Raw genomic sequence first — 15,384 nt, 5'->3', positions numbered from 1 at the left:
AACAGCGCCCCCGTGAAACGTGACGTCCATGCCCCGGCGGAGGTGCGTGAGGCGGTGGCACGCGCGCTGAACGTGGCCGCGCAGGAGTTGGACGGCGACCGCGACCTCTTCGAACTCGGCCTCGACTCCCTGACGTTGATGGGCCTCGTCGGTGCGTGGCGCCGCGACGGCAGCACCGTCACGTTCCAGGACCTCACCCGGAAGCCCACCCTGAGCGCCTGGACGACACTGCTCAACGAGAAGGGCCGGGTCGACGCACCGCCCGTCGGCCGGCCTGTGCCCCTCGGCGCCGGGCAGACGGCAGGAGGGGGACCGTTCCCGCTGGCGACGATGCAACACGCCTACTGGATCGGCCGCCAGGAGGGCCAGCCCCTCGGCGGCGTCGCCGCGCACTTCTACATCGAGCTGGACGGCCATGACGTCGACCCCGCACGGCTCGACACCGCCCTGAAGGCACTCGTGCGGCGGCACGGGATGCTGCGGGCCGTCTTCGACGACGAGGGCCGCCAGGACTTCGGAGCCGCGCACGCCGAACTCACCGTCCATGATCTGCGCCAACTCACCGCCGACGAGGCGGAGTCGGAACTGGGGCGACTCCGGGAGCGCAACACCCACGCACGCCCGGACGTCACCGCCGGTCAGGTCTTCTGGCTGGGCCTGTGTCTCCTCCCGGGCGGCAGGACGCGTCTGCAGCTCGACCTCGACATGATGGCCGGGGACGCGTTGAGCCTGCGTGTCCTCCTGTCCGACCTCCGGCGCTTCTACGAGTGTCCGGACGACAGACCTGCCGAACTCGGCCTCGACTACCGTCAATACCTCACTGAACACGCACACCGGCGAAGCGCTGAGCGCGAACAGCACGCCGCATGGTGGCAACAACGGCTGACCGAACTGCCGCGCGCGCCGCGACTGCCGAGGACCGTCGACCCGCTCACCCCGGTCCGGGCGGAGGACACGGCGCTCACCCACTCCCGTCGGCTGCACCACTGGCTCGACCCGGAGGCCAAGGCCGCCCTGATCAGCGCCGCCCGCCGGCACGGCCTCACCCCCGCGGCCGCTCTCGCCACCGCCTTCGCCGAGGTCATCGCGGCCTGGAGCGGCAGCCAGCGGTTCCTCCTCAACCTCCCGCTGTTCGACCGGGAGATGTACACCCCCGAAGTGGCGCAGCTGGTAGGCGACTTCAGCAGCTCCGTCCTGCTCGACGCGGACCTGAGCGCACCCCTGCCCTTCGTCCGGCAGGCCCGGCAACTGCAGGGGAGGCTCCAGGACGGTATCGCCCATGGCGCGTACGGCGGGGTGGAGGTGCTGCGCGACCTGGCACGCATCGAGGGCGCTCCGGTACTCGCTCCCGTCGTCTACACCAGCGCGATCGGGCTGGGCGAGATCTTCGAGCAAGACGTCCAGAAGTCCTTCGGCCGTCCCGTCTGGATCATCTCGCAGGGCCCGCAGGTCTTCCTGGACGCACAGGTCACCGAACTCGACGGTGGCTTCCTCCTCAACTGGGACGTGCGCGACGGAGTGTTCGAGCGCGGCGTCCCCGACGCGGCCTTCGAGGCGTACCGCAGGCTGATCACCGACCTGGTCACGGACCCCTCCGCCTGGACCCGCCCGGTGGGCCCGCTGCTCGACCCCGGAGTCCTGCCCCGGCGTGCGGTCGCGGCCCTGCCGCCCACGCCTCTTCCGGACCGTGCCCTGCACACCCGCTTCTTCCGGTTGGCCGAGGCCGAGCCCGGACGTACCGCCGTCATCCGTGAGAACGGCGACACCCTCACCTACGGCCAACTCGGCCACCAGGCACGGCAGATAGCCTCTCTGTTGCGCGGGCACGGCGTGCGGGAGGGCGACACCGTGACGGTGACCCTCCCCAAGGGCGCCGACCAGATCACCGCCGTGCTCGGCGTCCTGGCCGCCGGCGCCGCCTACGCACCCGTCGGAGTCGAGCAGCCCGCCGCACGACGCGCACGTATCCACGCCGTCGCCGAGGCGTCCGCCGTACTCACCGACCGGGAGCACGCCCACCTGTGCGCGGACGTCCCGTCCGCTCCGGTGCTGCTCCTGGAAGACGCGCCGACGCAGGCGCCGGGCCCGGTCGCCCAGCCGGACACCGCCTTGCCCGCCTACGTGCTGTTCACCTCCGGCTCGACGGGACTGCCCAAGGGCGTGGAGGTCCCGCACCGTGCCGTGGTCAACACCATCGAGGCGATGGAGGACCAGCTCGGACTCGGTCCCGACGACCGCACCCTCGCGATCTCCGTCCTGGACTTCGACCTGGCCACCTGGGACATCTTCACCCCGCTGTCCCTCGGCGGTCAGGTGGTCGCCGTCGGGCAGGAGCAGCGAAGGGACGCCCACCACTGGGCCCGTCTGGTGCGCACGCACGGGGTGACGCTGGTGCAGTGCGTACCGGCTTTGCTGAACCTGCTCATGGCGGCGGGCGAGGACGAGGGCCTGGGGGACTCCCTGCGCATGGTCGTGCTCGGGGGCGACTGGGTTGGCCTTGACCAGCCCGGCCGACTGCGCGCCCTCGTACCCGGCTGCCGCTTCGTGGCACTCGGAGGCATGACGGAAGCGGCGGTGCACTCGACCGTCTTCGAGGTGGAGGAGCCCGATCCCGCGTGGAAGTCCGTGCCGTACGGCGTGCCGCTGCGCAACATGCGGGCGCGTGTGGTCGACGGACGCGGCCGGGACTGTCCGGACCTCGTCCCCGGAGAGCTGTGGATCGGCGGCCGCGGCGTGGCGACCAGCTACCGGTCGGACCCCGAGCGCACGGCCGAGCGTTTCGTCGAGTACGACGGTGAACGCTGGTACCGCAGTGGCGACCTGGCCCGCTACCGGCCCGACGGCATCCTGGAGTTCCTCGGGCGTGCCGACCACCAGGTCAAGATCGGCGGCTACCGCATCGAACTGGGTGAGGTCGAGTCCGCCCTGGAGGACGACCCCACCGTCCAGCACGCGGTCGCCACGGTCCTCGAATCGCCGGTGCGTCGACTGGCCGCGGCCGTATCGGCCCGCGGGGAGGCACCCCACCCGGACGCGGTGCGCGCCCGGGTGGCCGAACGCCTGCCGACCTACATGGTTCCCGAGCGGATCCTGGTCCTTCCCCACCTGCCGCTGACCGCCAACGGCAAACTCGACCGGGCGGCCGTACGCCAGGCTCTGACCGATGCCGCAGGCGAAGAGAGCGGCCCCCGTACGTCGGCGCCCGTCGGACCGGTGGAGACCGCGGTCGCGGCCGAATGGGCCGCCCTGCTCGGCGTGGACGACATCGGAAGGGAAAGCAGCTTCTTCCTGCTGGGCGGTGACTCGCTCATCGCCACGCGCATGATCGGCCGGCTGCGCGCCGCCGGATTCACCGCCGCCCGAGTGGCCGCACTGTTCACGCACCCCGTGCTCCAGCACTTCTGCGAGACCCTGCACCCCACGACGGGAAGCGACGAGGACGAGCCGGCGCGGCCCGCTCCGGTGCCCGATCCCGGCCACGCCCACGACCCGTTCCCCCTGACGGACGTCCAGGCCGCCTATCACACCGGCCGGGACCCGGGCTTCACCCTCGGCGGTGTCGGCACCTGGCACTACACCGAGTTCGACGGCGCGCACGTCGACCTGGACCGGATGGAGCGGGCCTGGCGCACCCTCGTGGACCGGCACGGCATGCTGCGCGCCGTCGTCGAAGACGGCACCCAGCGGGTCCTCCCCGATGTCCCGGCCTTTCGCATACCGGTGGAGGAGGCGGGCTCCGACGGGGCACCGGAGGCCCTGGCCCGGCTGCGTGAGCGGATGTCCCACCAGGTACGCGACCCCTCCCAGTGGCCGCTGTTCGCCGTCGAGGCGGTGCGCTATCCCGACGACGCCGGCACCCCCAGGACGCGGATCGGCGTCGGGCTGGACTACCTCGTCCTCGACGCCCTGTCCATCACCACCCTCTACGCAGAGCTCAACGCCCTCTACGCCGACCCGGACCGGCAACTCGCGCCGATCGAGGTCTCGTTCCGGGACTACCTGACGCAGCTGCCCGCCGATCCGGCCGCGACCGCACGCGCACGCGAGCACTGGCAGAGCAGATTGGCCGAACTGCCGTCACCTCCCGCGCTGCCGTTCGACCGCGACCCGGCGACGCTCGGCGCGCCGGCCTTCACCCGGCGCCGGTTCCGCCTGGCCGCGGCGGACTGGAAGGCTGTCAAGCAGGGTGCTGCGCGTTACGGTCTCACCCCCTCCACCGTGCTGCTGGCCCTGTACTGCGAAGTGCTGGCGGCCTGGAGTGGGACCGACGCCCTGACGGTCACCCTCACTCTCTTCAACCGGCGTGATGTCCACCCCCACATCCACCGTGTGCTGGGTGACTTCACCTCCCTGTCCCTGGCGGGCTACCGCCGTGCGGAGGACGGCTGGCTGGCCGCGGCCGTCGCGCTGCAGCGACGTCAGGCCGAGGACCTCGACCACAGTGACGTACCGATCGACTGGCTGCTGCGGGAGTTCGGGCGTCGCACAGGCACGGTGGACGCCGCGGCACCCGTGGTGTTCACCAGCGCCATCGGCGTGGGCGACGCGGCTCTGGCCGATCCCGGCACGGGCTTTCCGGCCAAGGTCTGGGGCATCTCGCAGTCCCCGCAGGTCTGCCTGGACAACCAGGTCACCGAGGAGTCCGGGGAGCTGGTCGTCACCTGGGACGCCGTGGAGGAGCTGTTCAGCGAGGGCGTTCTCGACGCCATGTTCGCCGCTCACACCCTGCTGTTGCGTCACCTGGTGACGAAGGACTGGGCATCCCCCCTGCCCGACCTGGTGCCCGCGTGCCAGCGTGAGAGGCGCGCCGCCGAGGCCCTGGAGGCGAGTCTGGAGGAGGTACCCGCCGGGCTCCTGCACGAGAGGTTCTTCGCACGCGCCGCCGATCAACCCGGCCGCACCGCCATGGTCACCGCGCAGGGAACGGAGGTCAGCTACGGAACGCTCGTCCGACAGGCACTGCGGACCGCGGCATCACTCGGGACCGCCGGCGTGCGTCCGGGCGACCTGGTCGCCATCACGCTTCCCAAGGGCCCGGAGCAGATCGCCGCGGTGCTCGGCGTGCTCGCGGCCGGCGCCGCCTACGTTCCCCTCGGCCGCGAACAGCCCGCCGCGCGACTGGAGCGGGTACACGCCACGGCCGGCTTCCGAGTGGTGATCGGCGACTGGCCCGCCGTACCCGATCCGGACGGCGAGGCGCAGGGGACAGCGCCCCGCGCCATCCCGTTCCGGGACACGCAGCAAGTCCCTCCGCTACCGGCGCCGCACGAGATGTCTCCCGACGCGCTCGCCTACGTCATCTTCACGTCCGGTTCGACAGGTGAGCCCAAGGGCGTCGAGATCACCCACGCCGCCGCCTGGAACACCGTCGCGGACATCAACGCACGCCACGGCATCACCGAGGACGACCGTGTGTTCGCCCTGTCGGCACTGGACTTCGACCTGTCCGTGTACGACATCTTCGGCCTGCTGTCCGCAGGCGGCTCCCTCCTGTTGCCCACGGAGGACCTGCGGCGCGAACCGGCGCGTTGGCCAAGCCTCGTGGGCCGGCACGGCGTGACGGTGTGGAACACCGTTCCGGCCTTGCTCGACCTGCTGCTCGACGCCGACGAACAGGGCGGCCACGAGTCGGGCGGCATCCGAGGTCTGCGCACCGCCCTGGTCTCCGGCGACTGGATCGGCCTGGACCTCCCCGCTCGCCTGAAGGCCCGGACGGCCCGGCCCTGCACATTCGTCGCCATGGGCGGAGCGACAGAGGCCGCCATCTGGTCCAACACCCTGACCGTCGACGAGGTGGACCCCCGATGGGCGTCCATCCCCTACGGGCGGCCGCTGACCGGGCAGCACTACCGAGTGGTCGACCAGACCGGCCGCGACTGCCCCGACTGGACGCCCGGCGAGCTGTGGATCGGCGGCCGGGGACTGGCCCGCGGCTATCTGTCGGACCCGGCCCGCACGGCCGAGAAGTTCGTCGTACGGGACGGGCGGCGCTGGTACCGCACGGGCGACCTGGGGCGCTACCGGTGCGATGGGCTGCTGGAGTTCCTGGGCCGCCTCGACAGCCAGCTGAAGATCGCCGGTCATCGCATCGAGGCGGGCGAGATCGAAGCGGCCCTCGAAGCACATCCCGAGGTGGCGCGGGCCGCCGTCGTCGCGGTGGGGGAGCGCACCGCGAAACGGCTCGTCGCGTTCGCCGTGCCACGGGACACATCGACCACGCTGCCTGCGTACGCGGACACGACCGGCAGCGGCGGGACAGCCGCCGAAACCGGGAAGGCCGACCGGTCGCCCGAGCCGTCGGACCTCACCGAGAGCCTCTTCGGCTGGCTCGCGGACCGGCTGGCCCCCTATGCCGTCCCGTCCCGCGTGCTGCTGCTGCCCGTCCTGCCGCTGACCACGAACGGGAAGGTCGACCGCAACGCCCTGGTCGGCGCGGCGGGGCAAGAGGCGGTGTCCGCCGATGCCGAGCCACCGCGGGGCGAGATCGAGACGACCCTCGCCGAATTGTGGCAGGACCATGTGCCGGGCCCGGTGCGGGACCGGAACGCCAACTTCTTCACGATCGGCGGCGACAGCCTCTCCGCGCTGCGCCTGCTGGCGGCGATCGAGCGCCGCCTGGGGGTCGCCGTCCCCGTCCGGCGTCTCTTCGCCACACCGACCATCGCCGCGCTCGGCGCGGACGTCACCCGAACGCTCGCGGCCCACGCGACCGCCTACGAAACCGGAGAGCTGTGAACATCGCTGAACTGCTGGCCCGCTGCGCCGACGAGGGCGTGGTCCTGTGGGCTCAGGAAGGACAACTGCGCTTCCGGGCCCCGCAGGGCCGACTCACCGACGACCGCCGAGCCGAGCTGCGGACGCACAAGGAGGGGATCCTGCGCCACCTCGAAGCCGGCGAGCCCGTCCTGCGGAGCGACCCGGCCGGGCGCCACGAACCCTTCCCGCTGACGGACATCCAGGCCGCCTATCTCATCGGACGCACCGACGCGTACGCCTACGGGGGCATCGGCTGCCACGCGTACGTCGAGCTGGAGTACCCCGAGCTCGACGTGAACCGGGTCACCGCCGTGTGGCGCGAACTCGTCCAGCGGCACGACATGTTGCGTGCCGTCATCCACAACGACGGCTATCAGCGCGTGCTGCTCGAAGTCCCCGAACTGGAGGTCACCGTCAGCGACCTCACCACGCTCCCGGCAGCGGCGGACGCCGAGGCAGCGGTGGAGCGCACCCGCGCCCGCATGTCCGTACGACGAGCCCCCACCGACCGCTGGCCGCTCTTCGACGTCCACGTGAGCAGGACCGGCAAGTGCGCCGTCCTCCACCTCTCCTTCGACATGCTCGTCGTCGACCATGCCAGCCTGCGGATCCTGCTCGCCGAGTTCCAGAACCGCTACGGGGGCTCCGTCCTGTCAGAGCCGCCCCGGATCTCCTTCCGTGACTACGTGCTGGGCCGCCGCGCCCTCGCGGACAGCGCCGAATACTCCCAGGACCGGGCGTACTGGTCGGAGCGGCTCGACGCGCTGCCTCCCGCCCCGGAACTTCCCACCGCGGAAAGCTGGGAACCGGTAGCGCGGTCACGGGAGAGCAATGTCCGGCACGGCGACACCGTCGTCTTTCGCCGACTGGAGCATCTGCTTCCCGCGTCCGACCGCGAGCGCTTCGCCGAGCGGGCCACGCGGCGCGGGCTGACCGTGTCGACAGCGTTGCTCGCCGCCTACGCCGAGACAGTCGGCCGCTGGTCGCGGACCAGCCGGTTCACACTCAACGTGCCGACGGTGGACCGCCCTCAGTTGCACGAGGACATCGGCCGGCTCGTCGGGGACTTCACCTCCCTCGAACTGCTCGCCGTCGACCTCGACGCTCCGGCGTCCTTCGCCGACCGGGTCAGAGCCATCGGCGAGCAGCTCCTCGAAGACCTGGCACACCCGCTGTTCACCGGCTCGGAGGTACTCGCCGAACTCTCCCGCAGGTCCGGAGCGCCGGTCCTGATGCCGGTCGTCTTCACCAGTGCCCTGGGCACCGGCGTCACCGCCGAGGGCGTGCCCCCCGAAGTGACCTATGCCGTGACCCAGACGCCGCAGGTGTGGCTCGACTGCCAGGTCATGCGGCGCGGAGACGCGCTGAGCCTGTCCTGGGACATACGGGAGGGTGCGCTCAGCGAAGGCGTGGCGGACGACATGTTCGCCGCCTACACGGCACTCGTGCGTCTGCTGTCCGCCGAAGGCGAGGCGGGCGAGGCCGCCTGGGAGGAACCGGCCCGCATCCCGCTGCCCGACGCACAGGCGGCCCGCAGAATCGCGGTCAACGCGACTGAGGGGTCCCTGCCGGACGTCCTGCTCCACGAACCCGTGCTCGCTCAGGCACTGGCCACACCGGACGCGATCGCGGTCCGGACGCCTGAGTTGGCCCTCTCGTACCGCCAGCTCGTCGCCCGCGCGAGCGGCCTCGCCGAGGTGCTGGCGGAGTCCGGGCTGCGGCCCGGCGAGCCGGTGGCCATCTGGATGGACAAGGGCTGGGAGCAGGTGGTCGCCGTCTTCGGCATCCTCATGGCGGGTGGGGCGTACCTTCCGGTCGACACGGCGCAGCCACCGGCCCGCCGGGACACGATCATCGCGGACGCCGGGGTACGCACGGTCCTCACGCAGTCCTGGCTCGCCGAGATCGACGATCTCCCGGCGAGCGTGTCGGCCATCGCCGTCGACTTGATCCCGGACAGCGTTACGTCCACCCTTGCCGGCTCTCGGCGCCACCCGGACGAACTCGCCTACGTCATCTACACGTCGGGTTCCACCGGCACGCCCAAGGGCGTGATGATCAGTCACCGGGCGGCCCTCAACACGATCGAGGACGTCAACCGGCGCTACTCCGTCACCGCGAGGGACCGCGTCCTCGGGATCGCCGGACTGGGCTTCGACCTGTCCGTCTACGACCTGTTCGGACCGCTTGCGCTGGGCGCTACCCTCGTCCTTCCCCGTGCCGAACGGCGAGGCGACCCCTCCCACTGGGCCGAACTGATCCGGGACTTCGGCGTCACGGTGTGGAACTCGGTGCCCGGCCAGCTGCACATGCTGTGCGACTGGCTGCGCTCGGAACCCCCCGCCGAGGACGGGACGCTCCGGCTCGCGCTGATCTCCGGCGACTGGATACCGGTGACCCTGCCCGACGAGGCCCGTACGCTTTTGCCGGGCCTGGAGGTCATCTCCCTCGGCGGTGCCACCGAGGGCTCCATCTGGTCCATCGCCCACCCGATCGTCGAGGTGGACACCACACGCCCCAGCATTCCCTACGGCAAGCCCCTGACCAACCAGACGTTCGCCGTACTCGACAAACAGTTGCGACCCCGGCCCGAATGGGTGCCGGGCGAGCTGTACATCGGCGGCGCCGGAGTCGCCATGGGCTACCTCGGCGACGAGGCCCGTACCGCGGAACGGTTCCTCACCGACCCTGTCAGCGGCGCGCGGATCTACCGCACCGGTGACCTCGGGCGCTACCTCCCCGACGGGACCATCGAGTTCCTCGGCCGTGAGGACGCCCAGGTGAAGATCCGCGGCTACCGGGTCGAACTGGCCGAGGTCGAAGCCGCCGTGCAGGCGCACCCGGCCGTGGCCGCGGGAGCGGTCATCGTCGACGACTCCGCTTCCGGCGGCCGGCGCCTGGCAGCCTTCGTCGAGACGGCGCGCCGGGACGGCGAGGAGCCGCCCGCGCCGGGCCGCGAGGACGCGCGTACGGCAGCCGCCGAAGCCGTACGGGAAGCCTCTGCCGCGGTCGACGCGGCACGACTGACGGAGTTCCTCACCGCGCTCGACGAGGTGGCGCTCGCCGAGATGACACGGGTCCTCGCGGCGGCCGGGGTGTTCGAGGACGGCGCCGCGCGCACGGCGGACGAGGTGAGCGCGGCGCTGCGCTCCACCCCGCGCCACCGTCACATCGTGCGGCGCTGGCTGCGGGCTCTCAGCTCACGCGGCCGGCTGGCACACCATGACACCGACGACACCTACGGCGAGCTCGCCCCTGTCTCCGCGTCCGAGCTGGAGCGGAGCTGGCAGCGGGCCACCGAGCTGGAGCACGAGGTCGGGTGGAGCTCCGAACTGCTCACCGTCATGCGCACCTGCGCCGACCGGCTGCCCGAACTGATCAACGGGGACACGGGCATCCGGGACCTGCTCTTCCCCGGCGCCGCCCTGGAGGCCGCCGACGCCGCCTACCGGGACAATCTCGCCATCCGGCATCTCAACCGGGCGGTGGTCGTCGCCCTGGGCGAGATCGCCGCGGCCCACACCGGCGAGGAGCGGCTGCGCGTGCTGGAGGTGGGCGGCGGCGTCGGCGGCACCACGGGCGAACTCGTGCCCGTACTCGCCGAGTACGGAGTCGACTACCTGTTCACCGACGCCTCGGCCTTCTTCCTCAACGAGGCGCGTGAACGCTTCGCGGACCACGCCTGGGTGCGCTACCAGCGCTTCGACGTCGACGAGGACCCACGTTCCCAGAACCTTCTCCCTAACTCCTTCGATGTTGTGGTCTGTGCCAACACCCTGCACGCAGCCGCCGACGCGGACGCGGCGGTGGGCTGGCTCCGGGAACTGCTCGTACCGGGCGGCCAGTTGGTGTTCGTGGAGAACACCCGTGACGAGAACCTCCCGCTGCTGGTCTCCATGGAGTTCCTGGAGGTCGCCGGACGGACCTGGACCGATGTACGGGAGCACACCGGTCAGTCCTTCCTCACCCACGCCCAGTGGAGTGAACTCCTCGACCGGCACGGCGCGTCGGAGGTCACGTCCCTGCCGGGTCCGCAGGATCCCCTGGCGTCGACCGGGCAGGAGGTGTTCATCGCCACGATGAAGGGCGACCGGCACCACGTGCCGGTGGGGGAGCTGGCGCGCAGTGCGGCCACGCGGCTGCCCGACTACATGCTCCCCGCGGTGTGGCAGATCGTCGACACGCTGCCCCGTACCGCCAACGGCAAGACCGACCGCTCGCGGTTGCGGGCCTGGCTGCCCCGGGAAGCCGTACAGCCCGTGGTCGACGACCGGCCGATGGACGACCTGGAGAGCAGTCTGGCCGAGCTGTGGGCGGAACTGCTGTCGGTCGAGTGCGTCACCCGCAACGACGACTTCTTCGACCTCGGCGGCGACTCCCTGCTGGTCGCCCGGATGGTGGGCCGGCTGCGGGAGCGCATACCGCAGGCCGCTGACCTCGAATGGGAGGTCGTCCTGCGCCACATGCTCCGCCGCCCGACGGTGGCGGGCCTGGCCGGATTCCTGCGCGGACTGGCCGGCGCGGACCAGGCACCGACCGCCGGCACCGCCGTACGAACCGACCCGGTGATCCATCTCCACGGCGCCCGGTCGTCCGACGAACCCACCACCGTGCTGGTGCACGCGGGGACCGCCACGATCATGCCGTACCGGGCGCTGATCACCGAGATCAGGCGGCGCTCGCCGGGCCTTGCCGAGGTCGTCGGCGTCGAGGTCCCGGATCTGGACGGATTCCTCGCCTCCCCGCCGGAGGGGCTCATCGAGCAGCTGGCGGCCGACTACGCGCGGGCTTTGACCACGGACGGGCGGCGCCGCTTCCACGTCGTGGGCTACTGCCTGGGCGGCCTCATCGCCACCGAAGTGGCACGCAACCTGGCCGAATCCGGGGCCGAGGTGGAGAGCCTCACGGTCATCAGCAGCCACAGCCCCCGCTTCCGGCTGGACGACGAACTGCTCGCCGAGTACTCCTTCGCCGTCATGATGGGCATCGACCCCGCCGCGCTGGGCTTCCCCGGCGACCAGTACCGGGTGGCCGAGGCGGCCGACGCCGTCCTGTCCGGCAGCCCCGGCGTCCTGTCCGACGGAGGACTCGCCGCGCTTCCCGACGAGTTCGAGGATGTCGCGGGCTGCTTCCGGGCGCTGGCCGACGTACCCCGCGCCACCCGTATCGCCCGGATGTGCGAGGCGGTGCCCGCCTCGGCCGGCAGCTACGAACCCGACCACATGACGCGGCTGTTCCTCGCCTTTAGGCAGAGCGTCTTCGCCATCACCCGTTACAGCGCCGAGCCGTACGCGGGCGACATCACCTTCCTGCGGCACGACGGCGCGTACCCCTTCCCCGGCAGCAAGGACGCCGTCACCGCCTACTGGGAGGAACTGACCCTGGGCGAACTGGACATCGTCGACATCGGGGGCGACCACTACACCTGTCTGTCCGTCGAGCACGCCCCCGGCATCCTCAAGACCCTCGGCGAGCTCACCCAGGGGGCGATCACCCGATGACACGGAAGAAGCCCCTCATCGGTGTCCTGGGAGCCTCCGGGGCGGTCGGCCGTGCTGCCGTGCGCGAGCTGCGCGAACTCGGCCACACCGGGCTGCGGTTGGGCGGACGGACCACGTCGGCCCTCTGCGCGGTCGCCGAGGAGGACCCCGCCGGCCACGACGAGACCGTCTGGGCGGACGCCACCGCACCGGATGGTCTACGCGCCTTCGCCGAGGGCTGCGACATCGTCCTCAACTGCGTTGGCCCCACCTACCGGCTCCGGGCGACGGTGGCCTCGGCGGCGCTCGCCGCGGGCGCGCACTGCGTCGACGTGGCCGGGGACGACCCGGCAGCCGAGGACCTGCTCAAGGAGGGCGACCCGGCCGGCGACGGCCGCACCGTCGTCCTGTCGGCAGGCGCGCTGCCCGGCCTGTCCAGCCTGCTGCCACGCTGGCTGGCCCGGCAGGGCCTCGACAGCGCCTCCGCACTGACTGCTTACTGCGGCGGTCTGGAGACCTGCTCGCCCACGGTGGCCAGAGACCTCATGCTCTCCCTCACCTCCGGTGGGGCGGACGGCGCGGCCTACGGCGAGGCGCTTGCCGCCGTCCGGGGCGGCCGACGCGTCCCGCGGGCCCTGCGGACCGCCGAGGACACCGAACGCGCCGGGTTCCCCGGCCGGGTGGCCGTACAGCCCTACCTCAGCGGGGAGAGCGAACGCCTCGCCGCCGAACTGGGCCTGGACCGGCTCGACTGGTACAACGTCCACCCCGGTCCCCAGGTGCGCGCCCTGCTCAACCTCTTGCCGGGCCGCCTCGCCGCGGGCGACGACCCGGACGACCTGGCACACCGCCTGATCCTCGCCGCCGATCTCGACCTGGCCGGACGCAAGCCCTACTACGTCATGGACTTCGAGCTGTCGGGAACCGCGTCCGGACAGCCCGCGACGGCGGGTCTGACACTGCGCGCGGCCAGCAGTTACCGGCTCACGGCCGCCGTCGGCGCGCTCGCGGTGGACGCCGTACTGCGGGCCGCCGTGCCGCCCGGTGTGCACTTCGCGTGCGACGTACTGGACCCGGCCTCCGTGGTCAGCCACCTCCGAGCGGGAGGCGCCGGCGACATACGGCTCACCGGAGCGGCTGCTTCCGCGGTGGACGACGAGCACGTGGAAGAGGGCGTCCTGTGACCGCCGATGCGCCCTTCCGCGTCCTGGTCTGCGGGACCAACTTCGGCCGTTTCTACGCCGAGGCCGCGCGGCAACGCCCCGGCTACACTCTGGCCGGAATCCTGAGCCGGGGCTCCGCCGCCTCCCGTTCGTACGCCGAAAGCCTCGGCGTCCCGCACTACACGGACGTCGACGAACTCCCGGCCGACATCGACGCCGCGTGCGTGGCGGTCAGCTCCTCCATATCCGGAGGACAGGGCACCGAGCTGGCCAAGGCACTGATGGACCGGGGCATCCACGTCCTTCAGGAACACCCGGTTCACCTCACCGAGCTGACGGACTGCCTCAGGCACGCACGCCGCCGGGGTGTGCAGTACCGCGTCAACACCCACTACCCGCACGTCGCTCCCGTCCGGGCCTTCACCGAAGCGGCCCGCAAACTCACCGCCCTGCAGGAACCGCTCTTCCTGGATGCCGCCACTCCCGTCCACCTCATGCATCCGTTGGTGGACATCCTCGGACGGGCGCTGGGCAGCCTGCGGCCCTGGCGTTTCGCCGACCCGGCACCGATTCCCGCGGACATCGCGCCGCAGCCGTTCCGCTCGCTGCAGGGTGTGTTCGGCGGCGTACCCCTGACGTTGCGGGTGCACCACCAGCTCGACCCGTCCGACCGGGACAACCACGCCCTGCACTGGCACCGGATCTCCATCGGCACACAGGGCGGCGTCCTTTCCCTGGCCGACACGCACGGGCCGGTCCTGTGGAGTCCGCGGCTGCACATCGGAAGGGACGCCGACCGCCGCTTCGTCCTGGAGGGACCGGGCACCGGAAATCTGGGGCTCGGCACCACCGCGGTCGTCGGAACCACCGGAACCTTCCGGACCGTGTTCACCGACCTGTGGCCGCAAGCCATCGGAAGCGCGCTCGACGGGCTGCGCGAGGCCGCCGAACAGGGCGGCGACGCTCTACGCGCGGGACAGTACGACCTGGCCGTGTGCCGCATCTGGTCCGACCTGGCGGCGCGGCTCGGACCACCGGAGATCGTACGACCGCCTGCCCCGCGCCCCCTCCCGGCCAGCGAACTGTTCCCCGGCCCCGGACAGGCCCCGGCCGACCCGCAGCCCGGCCCCGGACCGGTCCGAAGCGAGGCCGTCGCCGTGTCCGCCGCCCCTTCCGGCGGCCCTACGCCCTACACCCCGTCGGCGGAGTTCTTCGATCTCGTCGCGGCCGAACACACCGCGACCGCGAGCGCACCCGCCGTCGCCGCACTGCTCGCCGACGCCGATCTCGGTGCCGGGCCGGTGGTCGACATCGGGGCCGGGACCGGCCTGGTGACCGAAGCAGTCGCCCGGGCCAGGCCGGACGTGGAGATCCTCGCCTGCGAACCGGCGGTCGGCATGCGCGCCGTGCTCACCAGCCGCGTCTTCAGCGATCCGGACCTGCGCTCCCGGGTCACGATCACCGCGGACGCCGCCCCGGACCTGGAACTCCCGGACCGTGTCAGTGCCGTTCTGCTGTGCGGAGTCCTCGGCCATCTCGACGCCTCGCAGCGCGCGCGACTGTGGAGAAGGCTGAGGCAACGGCTGGCCCCGGGCGGACTCGTCGTCGTCGAACTCATGGGCTTCGAAGAGCCGTTGACCATCCCCGCCACCAGGCTCGCCACCACGGCCGCCGGGCGGCAGCGCTACGAGTGGACGTTCTCCGGAGCACCGGACGCGGCGAAGGACGGCGTGATGCGGCTGCACTCCACCTGGCGCGTCTACCGGGACGGTGAAACCGCGGTGGTGCGCGAGGTGCACGACTCCTACCACTGGGCCCCCTTCGGCCTGAAGGACGTGGCGGCCGAGTCCGGCATGTCCGTACGGCCCCTGCCCACCCGGCCCGGCGCACCGCCGCTGGCCGTGCTCACCAACGAGCCCGACCCGGCACCGGCCACCACCGTCTCCGCACTTGTCTCTCCCGCCACCGACCGCTGAGGACCTCCG

At 71.8% G+C, this 15,384-nt stretch carries 4 protein-coding genes; all 4 read left to right on the top strand.

The window, feature by feature from the left end; genetic code table 11:
* Positions 1-12: 12 nt before the first annotated feature.
* Genes ABZ396_RS10915 through ABZ396_RS10900 form a run of 4 tightly spaced genes read left to right on the top strand, consistent with a single transcriptional unit; the run spans position 13 to position 15,375 of the window.
* The gene (locus ABZ396_RS10915) at positions 13-6,735 is read left to right on the top strand and encodes an amino acid adenylation domain-containing protein (protein ID WP_358916380.1); all 6,723 of its coding nucleotides are present in this window, start codon (positions 13-15) and stop codon (positions 6,733-6,735) included.
* Positions 6,732-12,257 (top strand): amino acid adenylation domain-containing protein, encoded by a 5,526-nt coding sequence (locus ABZ396_RS10910; RefSeq protein ID WP_358916378.1) that lies wholly within the window; start codon positions 6,732-6,734, stop codon positions 12,255-12,257. The genes ABZ396_RS10915 and ABZ396_RS10910 overlap by 4 nt, the downstream gene beginning before the upstream one ends.
* Entirely contained in the window at positions 12,254-13,420 is a 1,167-nt protein-coding gene (locus tag ABZ396_RS10905) for a saccharopine dehydrogenase NADP-binding domain-containing protein (RefSeq protein WP_358916376.1), read from the top strand. Before ABZ396_RS10910 ends, ABZ396_RS10905 begins: the two co-directional genes overlap by 4 nt.
* Entirely contained in the window at positions 13,417-15,375 is a 1,959-nt protein-coding gene (locus tag ABZ396_RS10900) for a Gfo/Idh/MocA family oxidoreductase (protein ID WP_358916374.1), read from the top strand. Before ABZ396_RS10905 ends, ABZ396_RS10900 begins: the two co-directional genes overlap by 4 nt.
* Positions 15,376-15,384: the final 9 nt, after the last annotated feature.

The organism is Streptomyces sp. NPDC005866 (genome assembly GCF_040629895.1).
GTDB lineage: Bacteria > Actinomycetota > Actinomycetes > Streptomycetales > Streptomycetaceae > Streptomyces.
This window is presented reverse-complemented; position numbering and strand designations above follow the sequence as displayed.

What these genes read in the sequence shown, in the direction of transcription:
- ABZ396_RS10905 (WP_358916376.1), top strand. Translation starts at nt 12,254, where the DNA reads ATGACACGGAAGAAGCCCCTCATCGGTGTCCTGGGAGCCTCCGGGGCG.